Origin of the sequence: Actinosynnema pretiosum (assembly GCF_002354875.1) — a bacterium.
Lineage (GTDB): Bacteria > Actinomycetota > Actinomycetes > Mycobacteriales > Pseudonocardiaceae > Actinosynnema > Actinosynnema auranticum.
Window position 1 is genome coordinate 4,724,768 of record NZ_CP023445.1, and the last position, 20,769, is coordinate 4,745,536.

General features: G+C 75.1%; 15 protein-coding genes. 9 read left to right on the forward strand and 6 right to left on the reverse strand.

Features of this window, described 5'->3' with window-relative positions; translation table 11 throughout:
- Positions 1 to 87 precede the first annotated feature (87 nt).
- A complete protein-coding gene (locus CNX65_RS20130) occupies positions 88 to 1,302 on the reverse strand; it encodes a glycoside hydrolase family 3 N-terminal domain-containing protein (protein WP_096495141.1) in 1,215 nt (404 codons plus the stop codon).
- A gap of 529 nt (positions 1,303 to 1,831) precedes the next feature.
- Between CNX65_RS20130 and CNX65_RS20135 the strand changes: the two genes are divergently transcribed.
- The 4 genes from CNX65_RS20135 (at position 1,832) to CNX65_RS20150 (ending at position 6,336) form a co-directional block, all read left to right on the forward strand.
- Positions 1,832 to 4,084: a hypothetical protein gene (locus CNX65_RS20135; RefSeq protein WP_096495142.1), complete on the forward strand. Its 2,253-nt coding sequence runs from the start codon at positions 1,832 to 1,834 to the stop codon at positions 4,082 to 4,084.
- Between the two features lie 68 nt (positions 4,085 to 4,152).
- Entirely contained in the window at positions 4,153 to 5,331 is a 1,179-nt protein-coding gene (locus CNX65_RS20140; RefSeq protein WP_096495143.1) for a hypothetical protein, read from the forward strand.
- A gap of 231 nt (positions 5,332 to 5,562) precedes the next feature.
- Positions 5,563 to 5,817, forward strand: a complete 255-nt coding sequence (locus CNX65_RS20145) for a hypothetical protein (RefSeq protein ID WP_096495144.1) — start codon at positions 5,563 to 5,565, stop codon at positions 5,815 to 5,817.
- 51 nt (positions 5,818 to 5,868) lie between these two features.
- Positions 5,869 to 6,336, forward strand: a complete 468-nt coding sequence (locus CNX65_RS20150) for a hypothetical protein (RefSeq protein ID WP_096495145.1) — start codon at positions 5,869 to 5,871, stop codon at positions 6,334 to 6,336.
- 23 nt (positions 6,337 to 6,359) lie between these two features.
- Here the strand turns inward: CNX65_RS20150 and CNX65_RS20155 are convergent, their stop codons facing one another.
- Positions 6,360 to 6,671 (reverse strand): hypothetical protein, encoded by a 312-nt coding sequence (locus CNX65_RS20155; RefSeq protein WP_096495146.1) that lies wholly within the window; start codon positions 6,669 to 6,671, stop codon positions 6,360 to 6,362.
- 174 nt (positions 6,672 to 6,845) lie between these two features.
- Here CNX65_RS20155 and CNX65_RS20160 point away from each other — a divergent pair, with 174 nt between their 5' ends.
- A complete protein-coding gene (locus tag CNX65_RS20160; RefSeq protein ID WP_096495147.1) occupies positions 6,846 to 7,232 on the forward strand; it encodes a hypothetical protein in 387 nt (128 codons plus the stop codon).
- A 47-nt stretch (positions 7,233 to 7,279) separates the two neighbouring features.
- On the opposite strand, the gene CNX65_RS20165 is transcribed toward CNX65_RS20160, so the two are convergent.
- Together CNX65_RS20165 and CNX65_RS20170 are read right to left on the reverse strand one after the other, a co-directional pair.
- Positions 7,280 to 8,761, reverse strand: a complete 1,482-nt coding sequence (locus tag CNX65_RS20165) for a serine/threonine-protein kinase (RefSeq protein ID WP_096497890.1) — start codon at positions 8,759 to 8,761, stop codon at positions 7,280 to 7,282.
- A gap of 143 nt (positions 8,762 to 8,904) precedes the next feature.
- On the reverse strand, positions 8,905 to 11,379 hold the full coding sequence (locus CNX65_RS20170) for a DUF4082 domain-containing protein (protein WP_096497891.1): 2,475 nt from the start codon (positions 11,377 to 11,379) through the stop codon (positions 8,905 to 8,907).
- Between the two features lie 470 nt (positions 11,380 to 11,849).
- On the opposite strand from CNX65_RS20170, the gene CNX65_RS20175 reads away from it, so the two are divergent.
- Positions 11,850 to 12,731 (forward strand): carbohydrate-binding protein, encoded by an 882-nt coding sequence (locus CNX65_RS20175; RefSeq protein WP_232519922.1) that lies wholly within the window; start codon positions 11,850 to 11,852, stop codon positions 12,729 to 12,731.
- A gap of 172 nt (positions 12,732 to 12,903) precedes the next feature.
- Here the strand turns inward: CNX65_RS20175 and CNX65_RS20180 are convergent, their stop codons facing one another.
- A complete protein-coding gene (locus CNX65_RS20180) occupies positions 12,904 to 14,505 on the reverse strand; it encodes a glycoside hydrolase family 64 protein (protein WP_096495149.1) in 1,602 nt (533 codons plus the stop codon).
- 314 nt (positions 14,506 to 14,819) lie between these two features.
- On the reverse strand, positions 14,820 to 16,325 hold the full coding sequence (locus tag CNX65_RS20185) for a class I adenylate-forming enzyme family protein (protein WP_096495150.1): 1,506 nt from the start codon (positions 16,323 to 16,325) through the stop codon (positions 14,820 to 14,822).
- Positions 16,326 to 16,564: 239 nt separating this feature from the next.
- Between CNX65_RS20185 and CNX65_RS20190 the strand changes: the two genes are divergently transcribed.
- The 3 genes from CNX65_RS20190 to CNX65_RS20200 are packed head-to-tail and all read left to right on the forward strand — an operon-like array spanning position 16,565 to position 20,699.
- Positions 16,565 to 18,148: an NAD(P)-binding domain-containing protein gene (locus CNX65_RS20190; protein WP_096495151.1), complete on the forward strand. Its 1,584-nt coding sequence runs from the start codon at positions 16,565 to 16,567 to the stop codon at positions 18,146 to 18,148.
- Positions 18,145 to 19,266, forward strand: a complete 1,122-nt coding sequence (locus tag CNX65_RS20195) for an alpha-hydroxy acid oxidase (protein ID WP_096495152.1) — start codon at positions 18,145 to 18,147, stop codon at positions 19,264 to 19,266. The genes CNX65_RS20190 and CNX65_RS20195 overlap by 4 nt, the downstream gene beginning before the upstream one ends.
- Positions 19,251 to 20,699, forward strand: a complete 1,449-nt coding sequence (locus CNX65_RS20200) for a cytochrome P450 (RefSeq protein WP_232519923.1) — start codon at positions 19,251 to 19,253, stop codon at positions 20,697 to 20,699. Before CNX65_RS20195 ends, CNX65_RS20200 begins: the two co-directional genes overlap by 16 nt.
- Positions 20,700 to 20,769 lie beyond the last annotated feature (70 nt).

Consider the following 20,769-nt stretch of genomic DNA (forward strand, 5'->3'; position numbering starts at 1 on the left):
GCCAAGCCCACCGCGCCCGCGCGCGCCGAACCAGACCCGATCGGCACGCGCAGCGATCACCGAAGATGATCGACGCTGGTGGGGGCGTTAGCAGAGGTGCTTGGACTTGAGCACGCGGCGCAGCGAGCGGTCCACCCGCTCCGCGCTCAGCTCGCCGCTCGCGACGGCGGCCTGCAACCGGTCGAGCACCTCGCCGACCCGGCCGCCGGACGACCACAGCGCCACGTCCGCGCCCGCGACCAGCGCGCGCAGCACCGCGTCGGGCAGGTCGGCCAGGTCGGTCACCGCGCGCATCGCGCCCAGGTCGTCGGTCATGACCAGGCCGTCGAACGCGAACTCGCCGCGCAGCAGCTCGTACGCGGCCGGGCTCAGGCTCGCGGGCAGGCCGCCGGTCAGGTCGGGGACGGCGATGTGGCCGACCATGACCTGCACGTCCTCGCCGAACCGGGCCAGCTCCCGGTAGGGCGCGAGGTCGTGGGCGCGCAGCTGGGCGAGCGGGGGCGCGGTGACCGAGCCGAGGTGCGAGTCGCCGGAGGTGTTGCCGTGGCCGGGGAAGTGCTTGACCACCGGGACGACCCCGGCCTGGCGCAGGCCCTCGGCGAACGCCTCGGCGTAGGAGACGGCGGTGGCCGGGTCGGCGCTGAACGAGCGGTCGCCGATCACGGTGTTCGCGGCCTGGGCGGTCAGGTCGAGCACGGGGGCGAGGTCGGTGTTGACGCCGCGCGCCCGCATCGCCGCGCCGCGCTCGCGGGCCAGCTCGCGGACCTGCTCGGTGGACAGGGTGCTGGTCATGGTGCGGGCGCTGGGGATGTCGCCGTCGAGCGCGTCGATCCGCTGCACCCGGCCGCCCTCGTCGTCCACCGAGACGGTGAGCGGCAGCGCGGAGGCGGCGTGCACGGCGGCCAGCGCGTCCCCCGACAGCAGGCCGACGTCGTCGCCGCCGACGAAGATGCCGCCGACCTGCTCGGACCCGACGATGGACAGCGCGTCCTGCGGGCCGCGCGGGTTGACGCCGACCTGGAGCAGCTGGGCGAGCCCGGCGCGCGGGGTCAGCCCGGCCAGGACGGGGGCGCACGGGTCGGGCGGCGGGGTGGAGGTCGTGGTCGTGGTGGTGGTCCCGCCGGTCTCGGCGGTCCCGCCCTCGGGGACGGCGGCGCCGGTGACGGTGCTGTCCCGGTTGAGCGCGACGCCGGTCAGCACGGAGGCGGCGAGCACCGCGCCGAGCGCGACGGAACCGAGCTTGGCGGCGGACGCGCCGCGCCGTGCCGGGCTGCGCCGCGGGTCCCTGCCGTGCTGCTCCACGGCAGGGACGATACCGCCGCACCGGGACGGCGGGCGCACCGGCGGGTGGCGCGCGGCGCGGGTCAGGGGGTGTTCATCCCCACCGGGGCGGCGAGGTGTGAAGTCCGGTGTGGACGGGTAGGAAGCGCTTCCGGCGGAGGAGCACAAGATCAGTCCACTGTGGACAGCGTGGTCGTCGGTGCGCGGGAGGCGGGCTCGCGCCGCGCTCGGACGCGTCGGCCCCGCCGATCGCGGTTCACGGTGCGCGGCGGCTCGGGCGACCCTCGAACGGCCCTCGGGGGGCGCGGCCCGTGGGCCGTTCCCCCGCGAGCGGTTCGGTTCACCGCCGGTTTCGGGTCACCGCAGTGGCGGGTCCGGCGTTCGCGGCGGGTGTGCCCACGACCTGGCCGCATTCGTGCGGTGGCGCGGCGCTTCGGGGTCCCTGCGGGTTTCGGGACGCGCGGGGAGCTGCCTCGGTGGCCGAGCCGGTTCCCCCTAAGCTCTCGGGGGTGATCACGGCGCGGCGCGGGTTGGTTGCGGGGTGTGCTCGATGAGCACCGCGGAGTTCGAGCTGTGGGAGTCGCTGCAGGCGGTCGGGGCGATGGAGCACGGCGGGGCCCGCACGACCATGCTGGAGCAGCTGGTGCGCAGGGCAGCCGCCGAGGACCAGCCCCGCGCGGGGCTGGCCGCCCGCCGGATGCTCGCCGACGCGCACCGCGAGGACGGCCGGTGGCCGCTGGTGTTCGAGGAGCTCAGGCGCTCGCTGCGGGAGTACGACCGCAAGCCGTGGCGGTTCTCCGCCGAGGACGAGGCGGGGCTGTTCGACTGGTACGCGGGGCTGGTGCGGCGCATGGTCGACTTCCCCTCGTTCCGCCTGGACGAGATCACCGCCGCGCTGGCGGACGTGGGGCGGCGGTGCCGGGAGCGCGGGCACGGGCAGCGGGCGGTGCACGCGGCGGAGCGGGCGGTCGCGGCGCACCGGGGTGACTGGGAGGCCGAGGAGCGGGCCCACGTGCAGTGGGTCGCGGCGGGCGGCGCGGACACCGAGGACGGCGGGTACCGGGCGGTCGGGGTCGAGCGGATGCTGCTGCGCGGCGACGAGGCGTCGGTGACGACCGCGCACGCGCTGGCCTCGCCGGTGCTCGCCGATCCGGCCGCGGGCGACCTGCTGGCGCTGAAGGTGCGGTGCGCGATGCTGCTGCCCCTGGCGCGGGCCGGGATGGGCGAGCGGGCGGCGCTGGCGTACCGGCGGGTGCTGCGCGGGCTGAGCGGGCGGGCGCGGGCGGTGGAGGAGCACGGGCGGGTCGTGGAGTTCTGCGCGCTCACCGGCAACGAGGACGCGGCCGTGGACTGGTTGGGGCCGATGCGCGGGTTCGAGGCGCGGGAGCGGCCGTCGGCGGTGCTGGAGCTCGCGACGGCGGTGGCGGTGCTGGCGGAGCGGGTGGTGCGCGCCGGGCGCGGGGACGCGCAGCTGGACCTGGGCGCGGGCGACCCGAACTCGGTGCCGTTCGCGGTGGTGGCGCGGCGGATGCGGAAGCTGGCGCTGGAGCTGGCCGAGGAGTTCGACGCCCGCAACCGCACGTCGGCGGTCGGCGACCGGACGCGGGCCCGCTTGGCGGCGCCCCCGGTGTCCCGGTTCCTGCCGCTGACCCCGACCTCCCGCCCCTGCCCCGGCGTGCTGCCGCCCGCCGGGCTCGACGACGGCGAGCTGCTGGACCTGGCCGAGCAGCACGACCTGCGGTGCGAGCAGGAGCAGGCGCGGGCGGCGCTGGCGGCGGTGGGCGACGAGCTGCCCAAGCCCCTCGCCGGGCGGCAGGCGGAGCTGCGGGCGCGGTTGTGCCAGGGCGAGGAGACCGAGCTGCGGATCCGCTGGGCGGCGCAGGTGCACCTGCGGCACGGCGACCCGCGCAGGCACCTGCTGGCGCTGGGGTGGTTGGGCGTGTGGGTGATCGGCGCGGGGCGCGGGGCCGAGGGGCTGGCGCTGACGCAGGAGTCGGTGGAGCGGCTGCGCGAGGTCGGCGGGCCGGTCGAGGTCGGGTGGGGCGAGCACTGGTACGCGCACGCGCTGCGCGCCGTGGGGCGCACCGACGAGGCGCACCGGGCGCTGGAGCGGGCGGCGGTCGCGGCGCGGGAGGCGCGGGACGCGGTGCTGGCGGCGGCGGTGGGGGTGCGCGAGGCGGCGTGGCGCACCGAGGACGGGCGGCAGGCGGCGCAGGCGCGGGAGCACGCCGTGGCGGCGCTGGACGCGGCGGTGTCGGTGGAGGCGTGGGAGCGGGCCGTGGAGGCGGTCGAGCAGGTGCGGCTGGCGCACGGGCAGCTCGGGCGGGGAGGGGCGGAGCTGCGGCGGTTCGCGGAGAAGCGGCTGCGCGGACTGCCGCCGGGGAGGCTGGCCGGGCACCTGCGGTACCTGCGCGGGGTGGCGCTGGTGGAGGTCGATCCGGGGGCGGCGGCGGACGACCTGAACGAGGCGGTGGGGCAGGCGGTGGTGCGCGGGGTGGACACGGCGGAGCACTGGTACCAGCTGCTGCGCGCGGACCACGCGGCCGGGCGGTGGGAGGACGCGGTGGACGCGGGGGTGCGGGCCTCGGGGTGGTTGGACCACCTGGTGGAGGTGGAGGGCGCGGAGTGGGTGGAGCGGGCGGACGAGTGCCGGTACCTGGTGGCGCGGAGCTACCAGGCGATGGGGGACCGGCACGCGGCGTTGCGCGAGTACCGGCGGTTGGCGAGCGGGTCGGGGGCGTTGGCGGCGGCGGCGTTCATCGCGGGGGCGGAGGTGATGGACGAGCTGGGGGAGATCGCGTGAGCTGACGCGGTTTCCGCTGCGCCACTCCGGGAGCGGGGGTTCGCGCTCCCGCTGGGACAATGCCCCCCATGGGGGACATCGACTTCTTCGCCGACCTGCTCACCACCGGCACCCTCCTCGGCGTCGACCACACCAGCTCCTTCGACGAGGTCCGCGACCGCCTCGGCCCCGAGTGGTTGCCGCAGGACGACGTCCCCGGTCCCACGCACTGCCGCCAGGACGAGCTCGCCACCTTCTGCTGGACCCGCCTCTACGTCCCCCGGCACGTCGGCGAGTGGCGGTTCTCCTGGTTCGGCGCGCTCCCCCGGCTGCTCCCGCGCCTCACCCGCGTCGACCGGGTGATCACCGAGCGGTACGGGCCGTTCCGGCGGGCGCTGCTGCACGAGCGGGAGCTGCGGGCGGCGGTCGCGGCGCGCGGGTTCGCGGTGGAGGAGCTGCCGCTGGAAGCGAACGGGCACCGGGTGCTCTGGGCGCCCGCGACCGGGATGGTCGCGCTGGTCGAGCCCGACTCGTACCCGCCGTCCTGGGAGCTCGCCCGCCGCCCGCCCTCGCCGTACCCGCCGGGCGCGGTGCTGTGCGTGACGCACGACCGCGAGGGCGCCGACTACGGGGTGCTGCAGAAGGCCCGGCCGCGCGAGCACGAGTTCCACGAGCTGGCGCACCGGGTGCACCGGATGGGCGAGGTCGAACCCGACTGGGTGCGCGAGCAGTCCGCCGGGCAGGACCTGCGGGACTGGTGGCGGGTGCTGCGCCGCCGGGTCGGGGGCGTGGCGGGCGACCGGATGTCGACGAGCGTGCTGCGGCTGGACCGCGCGGTGTTCGAGCTGGGCGTGGTGCCGCCGGACGAGGTCGCCGTGACGCGCGCGCTGTGGGCCGCCGAGGCCCCGTGGACGGGCGGGCAGGTGCCGGACGGGGTGCCGCCGGAGGCGATCCTGGCCGACTGGCTGGCCGCCGTGCCGCCGCTGGAGGCGGTGCGGGCGCTGTGCGACCGGCGGCTGGACGAGCCGCGCACCCGGCAGGCGCGCGTGCTGCGCGACCAGCTGCACGTGCTCGCCGACCTGCTGCCGATGCTGGACCGCAGGTCGGTCGCGCTGCTGCGCCCGTGGCTGGAGCTGCGGCCCCGGCTGCTGTCGGGCCGCGACGTGAGCGCGGCGCCACCGGGGCCGGTCGTCGGGCTGGAGACGCTCAGGGCGGAGCCGGAGCAGCGGCGGTCGCTGATCGGACGGCTGCGGGGTGCGAGCCGCTGACCGGGCGGAGCGTCCGGGGCGGGAGGGACCTGGACTTCCTCGCCGACCTGGTGACCACCGAGCCTGTCCTCGCCCTGGACCACACCGACGGTGCGGACGAGGTGTTCGCGTTGTTCGGCGAGCGGCTCGCCCCGGAGCGCGCGAGCACGAGCACCCCGCTGGTCGACTTCGCCCGGTCGCGCGGTCCGCGCGGCTGGGAGGTCGACTGGTGCGAGGCGCAGGCGCACAGGCTTGGCTACCTGGCAGGCCAGGTCGGCGACCCGCTGGTGGCGCGCTACGGCCCGTTCCGGCACGGCCCCCCTGCCGCTGGACGAGCTGGTCGCGGCGGTGGGGACGCGCGGGTTCGCGCTGGTGGAGCCGCCGCACCACGACTCCGCGCGCACCAGGCTCGGCGCGGTGAGCGGGGTGGCTGTGCGGGAGGTGGCGGAGGTCGGCCACGGGGCCGACGGGCAGGTGCTGAAGGTTCGGGCCACGCCGCTGTCCTAGCAGCAGGACGCCTGGGCGCGCGCGGAGCACCGGCTGGAGGAGTTCCGGCGGGTGGCGCGCGGGTGCTACGAGGTGTCCGAGGCGCGGTTGCGGGACCGGCTGGTCGAGCTGGCCGGGCGGGTGGACCCGGCGGCCGAGTGGGCGGGGTTGTCCAGCGCGCTGCACTCGACCAACGCCGGGAAGCTCACCGAGCGCCGGGCCAGGGTGACGCGGGTGGCAGCCGAGGCCGGGCTCGTCCCGCCGGGCGAGGCCGCAGTCACGGCGGTCGAGTGGCTGCTCGACGCCCCGGAACTGGCCTGGCGCACCCCGGACGAGGCGGCGCGGGACTGGCTCGCCGCCGCGCCCGCGAACGCCGAGGCGCTGTGCGACCGCAGGCTCGACGAGGCCGACACCCGCGCCGCCCGCCTGCTGCGCAACGAGCTGCACGGCCTGCGCCACCTGCCGCCGCTGCTGTCCCCGGACGTCGCGGACGCGCTGCGGCCGTGGCTGGAGCTGCGGCCCCGGCTGCTCGCGGGGTGATCAGCGCCAGAACGCCCCCGGACTCACATCCGGTCGCCGATCTGGTTCATCTGCTGCGCGACCCCGTCCTCCATCTCCCGGTACTGCCGCACCGCGCCCTCGATCTCGACGCCCGAGGCGTCCAGCGCGTCCACCGCCCCGCCCAGGGCGGTCAGGCCCAGGCTCTCCACCGGGTCCAGCATCATCCGGAACGGCTGGCACAGGATGCCGTAGGCGTCGGTCGGCATGCTCACCGAGCGGGCCGCGTCCACCGCGCCCTGCACCCGCGTGCTGAGGTCCGCGAGCTGCTTGCCGTGCCCGGCCAGCTGCTCGGCGACGATCTCGTAACCGCTCATGCCCGCTCCCCCGTCGCGCCGCGCCCGCCACGACCCGGCCGGGCGGTCCCTGGGTGATCGTAAGCCGGCCCCGGCTCCCCCGGCGGGGCTTCGCCGGAACCCGCGCTGACCTGCGCGGGGATCCGGAACCCCGAGCAGCGGGAAGCGGAACGTGATCAAGCTAGGGTGTCCCCCATGGGTTACACCGACGAGGAGAGCCGGACGCTGCGCACCGCCGTCTACGGCGCGATGGTGCTGGTGTCGGTAGCGGACGAGGGCGCGCTCGACAAGGAGACGCACGCGGGTGTCCGGGCGATGGCCGCCCTGCCCGACGAGGTGCGCGAGGCGATCTCCGCGGACACCCCGGAGCTCCCGGGCGGCACGATGGCCGAGGTGGAGCACGGGGTGCTCGCGGCGCTGCGCCAGTCGTTCGCGCTGGTGGCGTACCGCGCGCCGCAGGACGCGGAGGCGTTCGCCGACGCCGTGGTGGAGATCTGCCGCGAGGTGGCGACCGCCGACGGGAGCGTCGCGCGGGCCGAGCACGCGGCCGTGCTGAAGGTCAGGACCGCGCTGAGCCGCTGAGCCGGGCCGGTGGGGTGGCCGGGGGGAAGCCACCCCACCGCAGGGTCTCAGCCGCGCGCGCTGCCGGTCCGGTCGGCCCCGTCCTTGCCCGCCAGGACGCACACGACCTCCTTGGCGCCGACCGCCTCGCCGTCCTTGTACTCCCACTCCTCCTTGGTGGGGGCCAGGGCGTAGAACACGAACGCGTCGCGCTCGTCGGCGCTCACCCGCACGGTCCGCGCGTGCAGGTCGCAGTAGTGCAGCGCGTAGTCCCGGAACCACTCCTGGCCGGGGTAGGGCACCGCGAGGCCCTTCTCGGCGCGGTCGTAGAACGGGGTCTCCGCCGCGTACCGCTCGATCTTGTGCGGCTGCGAGCAGTCCACGTTCTGCTGCCAGTCGAACGCCGCGCCCTTGGTGATCAGGTTGGTGCCGCAGCCCTGCTGCCCCATGGCCCACACCGGGATGTCGCCCTGCCTGCCGAAGCTGTAGAACGTCACGTCCAGCTCCGTTCTCGGCGCGTCCGAGCCGTTCCCGGTCGGGGTGGAGCCCGCGGCCTCGGTCGAGTCGGACAGGGCCCGCCCGGCGAAGAACGCGCCGGTGGCCAGCAGCAGCGCCACCACGCCCGCGGCGACCAGCACCGGGGCGCGCTTGGCGGGCGCGGGCTGCCGGGCGACCTGCCCGGCGCCCGCGGTGGGACCGGCGGCGACGGCCACGGGCCTGGTCGCGTTGCCGGACAGCAGCGCGGCGGCCTGGGTCGCGGTGAGCCGGGCCCTGGGGTCGGCGGCGAGCAGGCCCGCGATGGCGGCGGCGACCGAGCCGTGCGCCAGGCGCAGCTGCGGCGTCTCGTTCATGATCGCGTGCAGGGTGGACGCGGTCGAGGTGCGCTGGAACGGGGCGGAGCCCTCGACCGCGTAGGCCAGGGTCGCGCCGAACGCCCACAGGTCGGACGCCGGGGTCGCCGCCTCGCCGCGCACCCGCTCCGGCGACAGGTAGGCGGGCGAGCCGATGATGGCGTTGTTGAGGGTCAGGCCGGGGTCGTCGACGGCCTGGGCGATGCCGAAGTCGGTCAGCTTCACCTGCCCGTCCGGGCACACCAGGATGTTGCCGGGCTTGACGTCGCGGTGCACGATGCCCGCGCCGTGCGCGGCCTGGAGCGCGGAGAGCACCCGCAGGCCGATGCCCGCCACGTGCTCGGCGGGCATGGGGCCGTTGCGCTTGACCAGGGTGTCCAGCGGCTGCCCCTCCACCAGCTCCATGACGATGTAGGTCACGCCGTTCTCGACGATCACGTCGAACACGGTGACCACGGCGGGGTCGTTGAGCGCGCCCGCCGTGCGGGCCTCGCGCAGCACCCGCTGCTGGAGCACCTGCACCTCCTGGGGCGGCAGCCCCTCGGGCAGGTGCAGCTCCTTGATGGCGACCTTGCGGTTGATGAGGTTGTCGTGGGCCCGCCAGACCACGCCCATGGCGCCCCGGCCCAGCTCGGCCAGCAGCGCGTACCGGTTCCCGATGATCCTCGGCGCCGCAGCGCCTTCGTGTGGACCGCTCACGGCGTCGTTCAACTCCAGGTTTGTGCTCGCGTGCAGGGATTCGCGGGGCTGACGTTACCCAGCGATTGGTCCGGACGTGGTAGGACCCACGCCCGGACCGGGGAACCCCTGCTGCGACGACCCCCGCGCGGGGCGGGTTCCGCTCACCTCCCGCCGACGGTGAAAGCCCAGGTCACCTGGGTGGGCAGGACGTTGCCGCTGACGTCGGCGGTGCGGATCGAGACGGTGTGGTGACCGGCCCCCATCGGCGCGTCGGGCGTCCACACCAGGGTCAGGCCGTCCGGGCGCGCGGTGAACCGGCCTGCGACCTGGGCCCCGTCGGGTCCGGTGACGGTGACGGAGCTGCGGGTGGCGTCGAGCGGTTCGTCGAAGGAGGCGACGACGGTGGTCAGCGGGTCGACCTCGACGGCCCCGGCGAGCGGGGTGCGGGAGGTGAGGACGGGCGGGGCGGTGTCGGCGCTGGGGGTGTAGACGGCGTCGACCCAGTAGTTGTTGCCCTGGTAGCTGCGGGTGGGGAAGCCCGCGCCGGGCAGGTAGACGCCGACGCCGTCGCTCTCCCAGTCGGCGGGGGCGGGGGTGCGCAGCGGCGGGGTGTCGACGAGGGCGCGCTGGAAGTAGCGCTCGTCGAGCGACCAGCGGCCGTTCGGGGCGGTGTAGGAGGCGACGTAGACCTCGCCGGGCACCACGACGACCGGGGACGCGAAGGTCAGCGACTGCCAGCCGCTCGCGGTCTCGCCGGTGAACGTGCCGGTGGCGAGCCTGCGCCCGTCGGCGGACCACAGCGAACCGGTGTGCGTGCCGGTGTTGCCGGGCCCCTTGTGGAAGCGCACGCCGGTGACCTTGCCGGGGGTGGTGGGGGTGAAGCGCACGCCCAGCTCGTGCGCGGTGTCCTCGCCGCTGGTCGGCGGGGCGGGCGCGGTGGCGGTGCTGAACAGCGAGCACGGGCAGCGCGGGGCGGCGGTGGTGAACGCCCAGGCGCCCGGTTCGGCGAGCGGGTTGCCGTTGACGTCGGCGGCCATGACGCGGGCGGTGTAGCGGGTCGCGCCGCGCAGCGCGCCGTCCGGGCGCCAGGTGACGGTGCGCAGGTCCGCCGACAGGGACACCGAGCCGCGCAGCCGCGCGCCCGCCGGGTCGGTCAGCCGCACCTGGGCGGAGGCCGGGTCGACGGGCTCGCTGAACGTGGCGGTCAGGGGCGCGTCGGCGGCGTCGCCCTCCGGGGCGCGCTCCAGCAGGGTCGGCGCGGTGGTGTCGCCGTTGAAGCCGTTGCGGTAGAGCACGTCCACCCAGTAGTTCGCGCCCTGGACCGAGGAGGTGGGGAACCCGCCGCCGTAGCGGTAGAGGCCGTTGGGTCCGCCGTCGCCGTCCTGGGGCAGGTGGGCGGCGCCGTGGGTGGCCTCGCCCGCGCGGAAGTAGCCGAGGTCGGCGGCGTAGCGGCCGTTCGGCGCGGAGTAGGACACCACGTAGTCGGTGGCGGCCTGCACGATCACCGGGGAGGTGAAGCGCAGGGTCTGCCAGCCGCTCGCGCTCTCGTCGGCGAACGCGCCGGTGGCCAGCAGCACGCCGTTGCCCGCCCAGAGGGAGCCGGTGTGCGGGCCGGTGTTGCCGGGGCCCTTGTAGAAGCGCACGCCCAGCACCTCGGCGCGGCCGTCGAAGCGGACCCTGGCGCCGAGCTCGACGGCGGCCGGGTCGGCGCTGGCCGGGACGGCGGGCGCGGCGCTCTCGTCCCACACCGAGCACGGGCAGCCGGTCGGCCTGGGGGCGGCGGTGGTGAACGACCAGGTGTGCGCCCGGCGGTTGCCCGCGGCGTCGTGGACGACGACCTCGGCGCGGTGCCGCGTGCCGCCGGGCAGCGGCGACTCGGGGACGAACGTGGTGGAGCGCCGGTCCTCGGAGGTGGTGACCGCGCCCGCGACGGGGCCGTCCGGGCCGGTGACGGCGAGGGTGGCGGTGTCCGGGTCGACCGGCTCGTCGAAGGTGGCGGTGACCCTGCCGGACGTCGGGGAGCTGGAGGCGCCGTCGACCGGGGTGGCGCCGACGAGGGCGGGCGGGCGCAGGTCGGGGCCGGGTTCGGCGGCCCACAGCACGTCGACCCAGTAGTTGCTCGCCCCGGAGCGCTGGTCCGGGAATCCGCCGCCGCCGCGGAACGCGCCCGCGCCGGGGGCGGTGAGCGGGTCGGCGCGGCGCGGCGCGGTGAAGTAGTCGGGGTCGACGGAGAAGTGGCCGGTGGGCGAGAGGTAGGACACCAGGTGGTCGACGCCCGCCGGGACCGCGACGGGCGCCGGGAACAGCAGGGTCTGCCAGCCTGCGCCGGTCTCGTCGGCGAACGTGCCGGTGGCGAGCCTGCGCCCGTCGGCGGACCAGAGGGAGCCGGTGTGCGTGCCGGTGTTGCCGGGGCCCTTGTAGAAGCGGACGCCGAGCGCGTAGCCGTCGCGGTCGGCGTGCCAGGCAAGGCCCAGCTCGACGGCGGAGGGCTCGGCGGCGTCGAGGACGGCGGGGGTGTCGTGCTCGTCCCACAGCCCGCAGGGGCAGGTCGGCTCGGCGGTCGCGGGCGCCGCGAGCGCGGACAGCGCCAGCAGGGCGCAGGTTAAAGCGCGCAGTACGGCGCTGGACAGGGACATCGCGTTCACGCCTCTCCCGTGGCCACGGTGGCTCGTGGCGGTGGACGTCCGGGAGATCGAGGGTGGGAGTGATCCCGTTACGGGGTGGGCCGTTCGGCCGCGCGGGCCGCGCGACCTGCGCGTTTGCCGGTTTTCGGCGGGGTGGGCCGGGTGGCCCAGCCGGGGTGGCGGCGTTCGGCGGCCGGTGGCGCGTCCCGGCGGCGCGGGCCCGGAGGGGTCCCGCGAGCCGCGCCGATGATTGTTATTTCCGGTCATGAATCGCCCTGCGGGGCGAGGCGGGCCGCACGATCCGGCAGCGATTCTCACCCGGAGACCCCAGGTCAGCGACGGCGAGCGAGCGTTAGCCGCGTTTTCCTCCCGGTTCGGGTGAAAATATTACCGCCCATTCGACAATGCGCCGGCGTGTTAGCTTCGGAAATCGTTCCAGGAATTCCTGCAATGACCGGAGGGTTGCTGTGCGCACTCGGCTGGTGAGGGTGGTCGTCGCGGTGGTCGCGGCGCTGGGCGTGTTGGGCGGGACGGCCGTGGCGGCGCCGTCCGCGCGGGCTTGGTACGGCTGGTCGAGCATGGGAGGGCGCGTCACGTCCGGCCCCGCGGTGTCCTCGTGGTCCCAGGGGCGGCTGGACCTGTTCGCCAGGGGCGAGGACTCGGCGGTCTGGCACAAGTGGTGGAACGGCTCGTCCTGGTCCGGCTGGGAGTCGCTCGGCGGGAACATCATCGACAACCCGGCGGCCGTCTCGTGGGGCGAGGACCGGATCGACCTCTTCGGGCGCGGCACGGACAACGCGCTGTGGCACAAGTGGTGGGACGGGTCCCGCTGGTCGGGGTGGGAGTCGCTCGGCGGGGTGATCACGTCGGGACCCGCGGTGTCCTCGTGGTCGCAGGGGCGGCTGGACGTGTTCGCCAAGGGCACCGACAACGCCGTCTGGCACAAGTGGTGGAACGGCTCGTCCTGGTCCGGCTGGGAATCGCTGGGCGGGACCATCATCGACAACCCGGCCGCCGTCTCCTGGGGCCCGAACCGGATCGACCTCTTCGGCGCGGGCACCGACAACGCGCTGTGGCACAAGTGGTGGAACGGCTCGACGTGGTCCGGCTGGGAGTCGCTCGGCGGGGTGATCACGGCCGGACCGACGGTGTCCTCGTGGGCGGGCGGCAGGCTCGACGTGTTCGCCAAGGGCACCGACAACGCCCTGTGGCACAAGTGGTGGAACGGCTCGTCCTGGCTCGGCTGGGAGTCGCTGGGCGGCACGTTCCAGCACGCGCCCGCCGCCGTGTCGTGGGGGCCCGGCCGGATCGACGTCTTCGTGCAGGGCATGGACAACGCGGTCTGGCAGAGGTGGTGGGCGTGACCGCTCCGGTCGTGGCGGGGAGCCCCGCCACGACCGGGGCGGGCGCCGTGCGAGGAGCCGCGACAGGGGGAGCGGCCCGCTGACCGACCGGCGCACGGGAGAAGGGGGGCGGGGTGGGCGCGGTTCGGCGACCGCGCCCACCCCGCCCCTCGTCATCGGGTTACCCGGAGGGTCAGCCCTTGTGCCACTTCTGGTTCGGGTTGCCGAGGCACTCCCAGAGCTGGAGCACCGCGTCGTTGCCCGGCGTCTCGGCCGGGATGTCCAGGCACTTGTTGGACTGCGGGTTCACCAGGTCGCCCGCGCCGGAGAGCACCCACTGCTGGGCCCCGTTGCCGCTGCACGCGGCCAGCTGCACGGCCGCGCCGTTGGTGCTGGAGCCCCAGGCGACGTCGACGCACATGTTGTTGTCGGTCTTGAGCTGGCCGCCGGTCCACTCGAACTTCTGGTTGGTGCCGCCCGTGCAGTCCCACACGATCAGGCGCTGGCCGTCGGCGAAGTTCCAGTTGGGCACGTCGACGCACTTGCCGTGCCAGTCGGAGACGATGCTGGTCTTGTTGCCGGGGTCGGCGCCGCCGCCACCGGTGAACGGGGTCAGCGTGATGCCCGCGGAGCGCGGGTCGCCGTCGTGCACCAGGGACTCCTGGGCGAGCACGTCGTCGAACGCGAAGCCGTAGGCGCGGCCGTCGACCATGTTCTGGTGGACCAGGCGCGAGTAGTGGTTGGTGATGGAGCCCTTGTAGAAGTCCGCCGCGCCGCCGCTGGGCTGGGTGTCGAGCGTGCCGAGGGTGGAGCGGTGCAGCGCCGCGCACAGGGTGCGGGCGATCGGGCCGACCACCTGGTCGTTGGGTGCGGCGAGCGCGCCGTCGCAGCCCCACACGTTGGACGTGGACGGCTTCTGGAACGTCGCGACCCGCTGGCCCGCGGTGTTGGTGAACGTCATGGTGCTGCCCGAGGTGCGGCCGAAGTACTTGATGCTCGGCTGGTCGCCGAACGGCACGACGGTCAGCGTCTTGCTCGTGTACGCGTTCCACGCCTGGGTGATGTACGGGTCCAGGTAGGTGGCGCTGAACAGCCCGGCCTCGGCGGCCTTGCCCGGCGCGAGGACGCGCAGGACGGTGCCGTCGGAGGAGCGGGTGCGGACCAGGCCGCTCCAGCCCGACTGGGACTTCAGGCCGTTGATGACGTTGTCGCGCCCGTTGGCCTTGAGCGCGCCGGTGGTGCGGGTCTGGCCGCTCGCGCCGGTGACGCTGACCGAGTGCGGCACGGCGAACATGTCCACCTGCGAGCTGTTGATCCACAGGCCCGCGTCGTTGTAGGTGAACTCGCTCCAGTCGAACAGGATGTTGGTGTTCGGGTCCGACGGGTTCCACGGCGCGGGCTGCACCAGGCCGCTCGGCGGGAGGAAGAACTTCAGCTTCTCCCCGAACGACATGTAGACGCGGCCGGAGATGAAGCGCGGGATGCGCAGGGTGGTCGACCCGCCGTTGGCCGGGCCGTTGATGGACACGTCCGGCGCGGGCACGGGCGGGGTGGCGCCGCCGGACCAGGGGGTGAAGGCGCCCGCCTGGTTGACGTAGCCGAGGCGGCCGTTGCGGATGTCGGTGCCGAGCACGTAGAGGTGCACCGAGCCTGAACGGCCGCTGCTGTTGGTGACGGTGAGGGGGAGCAGGTCCGGGCCGATCGCCTGGGCGGGGCCTGCGGGTCCTGCGACGGTCGCCGCGGCGGCTGCGGTGAGCGCCAGGAGGGCGGTGGCCCACCTCGACGTGGTGCGCATCGGGAACTCCTCGTGAGCAGGATGGGGTTTCCCTACCTCGCGGCGGTGAGGCGCGGGTGCCGGTGGCGGCTGTGGTGCGGTGGTGCGTGTCGAGCGCGGTGCTCCAGTGCAGGGTCCGGACGCGTGGTCGACGCGGCCCGAGCGCTCTGTGAGAGCGCTCTCTTAGATTTGTAGGTGGACTAGACCTCTGTCAAGAACCAGGACCGCAGTTGAGGGGTTTGCCTGGTCAGCGCATGACCGACCAGACAAATCCGACAACTGTTGACAGTTGGCAGCCGTTCGTTCGGCCGGTTCCGCTCCCCCGTCCGGACCCGCTAGCCCGCGCGGTCCAGCAGCGCCAGGAGCGCTTTCTTGTCCGGCTTGCCGCCGGGCAGCAGCGGGACGGCCGCCACCGCCGTCACGGTCCGGGGCCGCGCGCCCGCGCCCAGCTCCCCCGCGACCAGCCCGCGCAGCGCGTCGGCGTCCGGCGTCGCGCCCGCCCTCGGCACCACGAAGGCGTGCACCGCCTCCCCCGTCCGCTCGTCCGGCGCGCCGACCGCGTAGGCCTGGTCCACGTCCGGGTGGCCCGCGAGCACCCGCTCGATCGCCCCCGCGTGGTGCAGGACCGCGTCCACGATGATCACGTCGCGCGCCCGGCCGGTCAGGTGCAGGAAGCCCTCGGCGTCCAGCTCGCCCAGGTCGCGGGTGCGCACCCAGCCGTCGCGCAGCACCTCGGCGGTGCGCTCGGGGTCGCGCCAGTACCCGGCGGAGGCGCAGTCCACGCGCACCAGCACCTCACCCGCGACGCCCGTCGGCACGTCCGCGCCGTCGCCGTCCACGACCCGCACCCGGACGCCCGCCCACGGCCGCCCGACCGAGCGCACCGCGTCGGGGTGGCGCCGCACGTCCTCGGCGGTGAGCACGGTGAGCATCCCGGTCTCGGTCTGCCCGTAGGCCTGCCGCACGACGTCGCCGAGCAGCTCGTGCGCCTGCGCCATCCGGTGCGGCGCGAGCGGGGAGCCCGCGACGAGCAGCAGCCGCAGCGACGAGGTGTCCACGCCGCCCGCGCGCACCGCGTCGAGCACGTGGTGCAGGCGCGGGACGGTGAGCAGGCAGGCGGTGCCGCGCAGCCTGCCGAAGTCGGCGGGCAGGTCGGGCAGGCCGGACTCGGGGACCACGGCCGTGCCGCCGCCGAGCAGGCACAGGCCCAGGTGCTCGAACACGACGGCGCTGGCGAGCGTGCCGAACAGCAGGAACCGGGAGTAGCGCTCGGCGTGCTCGCGCACCCGCGCGTCCCACCGGTCGGGCTGCCAGGCCCAGTAGACCGAGAGCGCGGCGTAGGTCATCACCACGCCCTTGGGCTGCCCGGTGCTGCCGCTGGTGTAGGTCACCAGGGCGGCGTCGCCGGGCCTGCCCATGGGCGTCAGGCGCTCGCGGCTCGCGGCGGGCAGGTCGGTCTCCAGCACGACGGGCTTCGCGGCGGGTGCGGCGGTCCGCAGGTCCGGGTGGTCGCCCTCGGCGTCCACGACGAGCAGGTCGACGTCGCCGACCACGTGCGGCAGGTGGGCGCGGCCCAGGCCCTTGCGGACCATGACGACGCGGCAGCCCAGCGCGTGCGCGGCGATCTGGGCGGCGAAGCCCTCGGCGGTGACGCCGACCGCGACGGCCACGCCCGTGCCCGGTCCGGCGCCCGCGCCGCGCAGGGCGGAGGCCGTGCGGCGGACGAGGTCGAGCAGCTCGCCCCTGGTGGTGGCGCGGGCGCCGCGCTCGAAGGCGGGGCTGTCCGGGTCGTGGGCCAGCTCGTCGAGCAGGGCTTGCGGGAAAACCTGGGCGGAAGGCATGTGGTCTCCATTCGGTTGGGCTCGCCGGTCGATCCCCTGCCGCCTCGTGGCGTATTTCGAGACGACTCGACAGGTTCTCGACAGAATGTCTCGGGAACGCGTCGTCGCAACGTTCGCGCAATTTTTGCGACACCCACCCCGAAGGCCGGGGCGTTGACGCGGCAACAACTTTCCACTAGAGGTTATTAAACGTTCAACCAGCAATTCCCGCTCCGCCCACGGCAAGAGGAGGAAGCCCGGTGCCCACCGAAGAGGCAGTCGACTACCTGGTGATCGGAGCAGGTCCGGCGGGCCTGCAGGCGGGCTATTTCCTGGCGAAAGCGGGACGCAGCTACCTGGTGGTCGAGTCGGGCGAGGCCGCGGGCGCCTTCTTCACCCGGTTCCCCCGGCACCGCACGCTGATCTCGATCAACAAGGTGCACACCGGCTGGGACGACCCCGAGCTGCGGCTGCGCAACGACTGGAACTCGCTGCTGTCCGAGGAGCACGAGCCGCTGTTCACCCGGCGGACCCCGCGCTACTTCCCGCACGCGGACGAGATGGTCGGCTACCTGGCCGACTTCGCCGCTGCCCACGGCCTCGACGTGCGGTACAACACGCGCCTGGTCGAGATCACCCGGCCGGACGACTTCGTGGCCCGTGACCAGCACGGGAACACCTTCCGGGCCAAGCGGGTCATCGCCGCGACCGGGGTGTCGCTGCCGAACGTGCCGGACTTCGAGGGCGCGGAGCTGGCCGAGCGCTACGACGAGTTCGACACCGACCCGGAGAGCTTCACCGGGCAGCGCGTGCTGATCGTCGGGCGCGGCAACTCCGCGTTCGAGACCGCCGACAGCCTGATCGCGAACGCCGCCGTCATCCACGTCGCGGGCGCCGGGTCGCTCAAGCTGGCGTGGCGCACGCACTTCGTCGGCCACCTGCGCGCGGTGAACAACAACTTCCTGGACACCTACCAGCTGAAATCGCAGAACGCGATCCTGGACGGGAAGATCCGGCGAATCCGCAAGGACGACGACGGGTACCACGTCGAAGTGGTGTTCGAGCGGGTGAACGAGATCGTGAAGGAGATCCGGTACGACCGCGTGGTGCTGGCTACGGGATTCCGGTTCGACGCTTCGGCCTTCAGCGCCGAGTGCCGCCCGGAGCTGACCATCAACAACCGGTTCCCGGCGCAGACCGAGGCGTGGGAGTCGCCGAACGTCCCGGACCTGCACTTCGCCGGGACGATCACCCAGGTGCGCGATTTCAAGAAGTCGACCAGCGGTTTCATCCACGGCTTCCGCTACGGCGTGCGCGCGCTGCACCGCATCCTGGAGCACCGGCACCACGGCGTGCAGTGGCCCGCCCTCGACCTGGGGACGAAGGTCGAGGCGGCGGCGGACGAGGTGGTGCGGCGGGTGAACACCTCGTCGGCGCTGTGGCAGCAGTTCGCGTTCCTGGGCGACGTGGTGCTCCAGTCCCCGGACGGGTCGCTGCGGTACGCCGAGGAGGTCCCGGTGGACCACGCGGCGGCGGCCGTGCCGCGCGGCGACTTCGGCGAGGTGGCCAGGCACGCGGTGATCACCCTGGAGTACGGGGCGGACCACGACGCGGTCGACCCGTTCGACGTGACGGCCGGGCGCAAGTCCCAGGACGACGTGCAGGGCCTGGACGGGCGCTACCTGCACCCGGTGGTGCGGGTCTACGAGGGCGCCGAGCTGGTCGGGGAGCACCACATGACGGAGAACCTGGAGAACGAGTGGGACAGCGAGGCGGTGCACCGGGCGCCGCTGCGCGAGTTCCTGGTGGAGCACCTGGGGGCGCTCGCCCCCGCGCTGTCGTGACCTCGGCGCACGCGCCGACCGGCTCGACCTGGGCGCCGGGCGTGCTCGCGGAGCTGCACGAGCGCGCCCGCGCCGCCCTGTCGCCCGAGTTCTACGACTACGTCGCGGGCGGCGCGGGCCGGGAGCGGGTGGTGGCGGGCAACGAGCGGGCGTTCGACCGGCTCGCCCTGCTGCCCAGGGTGCTGAGCGGGCAGGCGGTGCGGGACACCGCCGTGGAGCTGCCCGGCGCGCGGACGGCGTTCCCGGTGCTGGTGGCGCCCACCGCGTTCCACCGCCTGGCCCACCCCGAGGGCGAGCTGGCGACCGCGCGCGCCACCGCGGCGGCGGGCACCGCGCTAATCACCGGCATGGCCGCGACCACCGCCGTCGCCCCGGTGGTCGCGGCGGCGCGCGGGGTCGACGCGGGCGCGGCGGTGTGGTTCCAGCTGTACCTCCAGCCCGACCCGGCGGTCACCGCGTGCCTGGTGCGGCGGGCCGAGGACGCGGGCTGCTCGGCGCTGGTGGTGACCGTCGACTCGCCGGTGTTCGGCCGCCGCGAGCGGGACCTGCGCAACGGCTTCACCGACCTGCCGCCCGGTTGCGCGGCGGAGAACATGCGCGACCTTCCCGGCGCGCCGCCCGGTTCGACGAGCCCCATCGGCATGTCCGCCGGGAGCTCGTGGGACGACCTGGCCGCGCTGGTCGCGTCCACCCCGCTCCCGGTGCTGGTCAAGGGCGTGCTGCACCCGGCGGACGCGGACCTGGCGGTGCGCGCGGGCGCGGCGGGCGTGCTGGTGTCCAACCACGGCGGCAGGCAGTCCGACGTCGCCCCGCCCGCCGTGATCGCGCTGCCCGCCGTGGTGGACGCGGTCGCCGGAAGGGTCCCGGTGCTGGTGGACGGCGGGGTGCGGCGCGGGTCGGACGTGGCCGTGGCGCTGGCGCTGGGCGCGTCCGCCGTGGGCGTGGGCAGGCCGGTGGTGTGGGGGCTCGCGGCGGACGGCGAGGCCGGGGTGCGGCGGGTGCTGGAGGTGCTGCGCGACGAGTACGACCACGCGCTGGCGCTGTGCGGCGGGCGCTCGAACGCCGACCTGACCCGCGACCTGGTGGTGGACGTGGCCGCGCCGTGGACCGCGCGGTGAGGGCGTCGACGGCGCTGGGCGCGCTGGCCGCCGCCGCGGCGCTGACCGCGCCGCGCTGGTTGCCGCCGCGCGTGGTGGCCCTGCGGGTCAAGGTGTTCGAGAGGGTCAACGGGGACCGGGTGCTCACCCTGCCCGACGAGCGGCACGGTCCCGAGGTGTTCGAGCGGGTCTACGCCGACCCGGCGGCGGACGGCCGCAGCCGGGGCGCGGGCCTGTCCGACCTGTTCTGGTACTGGCTGGCCCCCGGCCCCGAGGTGCACCAGGAGCACCTGGAACCCGGACCGCGCTACGAGGAGGTCGCCCGGTTCACCCGCGCGATGGTCTCCGGCCCGTCCGGGCCGCTGGCCGAGGCCGCCACCCGCGCGACGGCCGCCGCGCTGGACGCCCTGCCGGGTGACCGGGTGAGCCTGGTGCGGTTGCGCGACCTGATGATGCCGGTGTGGGCGGAGTACTTCTACGGCCTGGTGTTCGGCGAGCCGTGCCCGCCGCGCGCCCGCGACCTGATCGTCGGGCACGCGGACGACGTGGTCACCGCGCTCAAGTGCACCGGGCTGCGGCACATGCGGCGCAGGGCCCGGCTGACCCGCTACCTGCGGCGGCGCGTCGCGGCCGGTGACGTGGTGCGCCCGCTGCCCGACTCGCTCGGGCCCGAGGAGAAGGTGCACTTCCTGCAGGGCACGTTCTTCAACACGGCCGTGGTGCAGATGTCCGAGGGCATGGCGCACCTGCTGCTGGCCATCGCGCGGCGCCCCGAGGTGCAGGCCAGGCTGGTCGCCGACCCGGACGACGACCGGTACCTCGGGCACGTGCTGGACGAGGTGCTGCGGCTGTACCCGCTGTTCGGCATCGCGCACCGGATCACCAGCGGCGAGGTGCGGCTGGGTCCCGGCGAGGTGCTGCCCGCCGGGTCGGTGGTGTGCTTCAGCTACCCGGAGTACCACGCGACCGGCTACGAGCGGCCGGACGAGTTCGTCCCGGAGCGCTGGGAGTCGCTGTCGGCGCGCGAGGCCCACCACATCCCGTTCGGCGTGGCGGCGAACCGGCCGTGCCCGGCGTGGCGGCTCGCGCCGCTGGCGATGAAGGCCGCGACCCGCGAGGTGCTGCGCCGCTACCACCTTCAGTCCCCGGTCTCCCACACCCGCTCCATCCCGCACCGCGCCCCGTGCCTGCTGATCCCGCGCGACGCCCCGGAGCGGCCGGGGCGGGTGGCGGCGCTGCGCGGGTTCCTGCGGGTGCGGGACCGGTGGGAGGACGTGGCGCGCAGCCTGGTGCAGCTGGTGCTGGGCACGGTGATGGTCCTGGACGCGCGGCGACGGCGGCTGGCGGGCCGGTACTTCGACGCGCTGGACGCGGCGGGGGCGGACCCCGGTGGCCCGGCCGCTGCCGGCGCGGGCGCTCCCCCTCGGACCGGCTCCCCCGCCCAGTCCCCCTGACCAGCGCTCCCCCCCACGGTCGCTCCCCGGCGGCAGCTCCCACCACCGGCCGCTCCCCCGAGCGGCCACG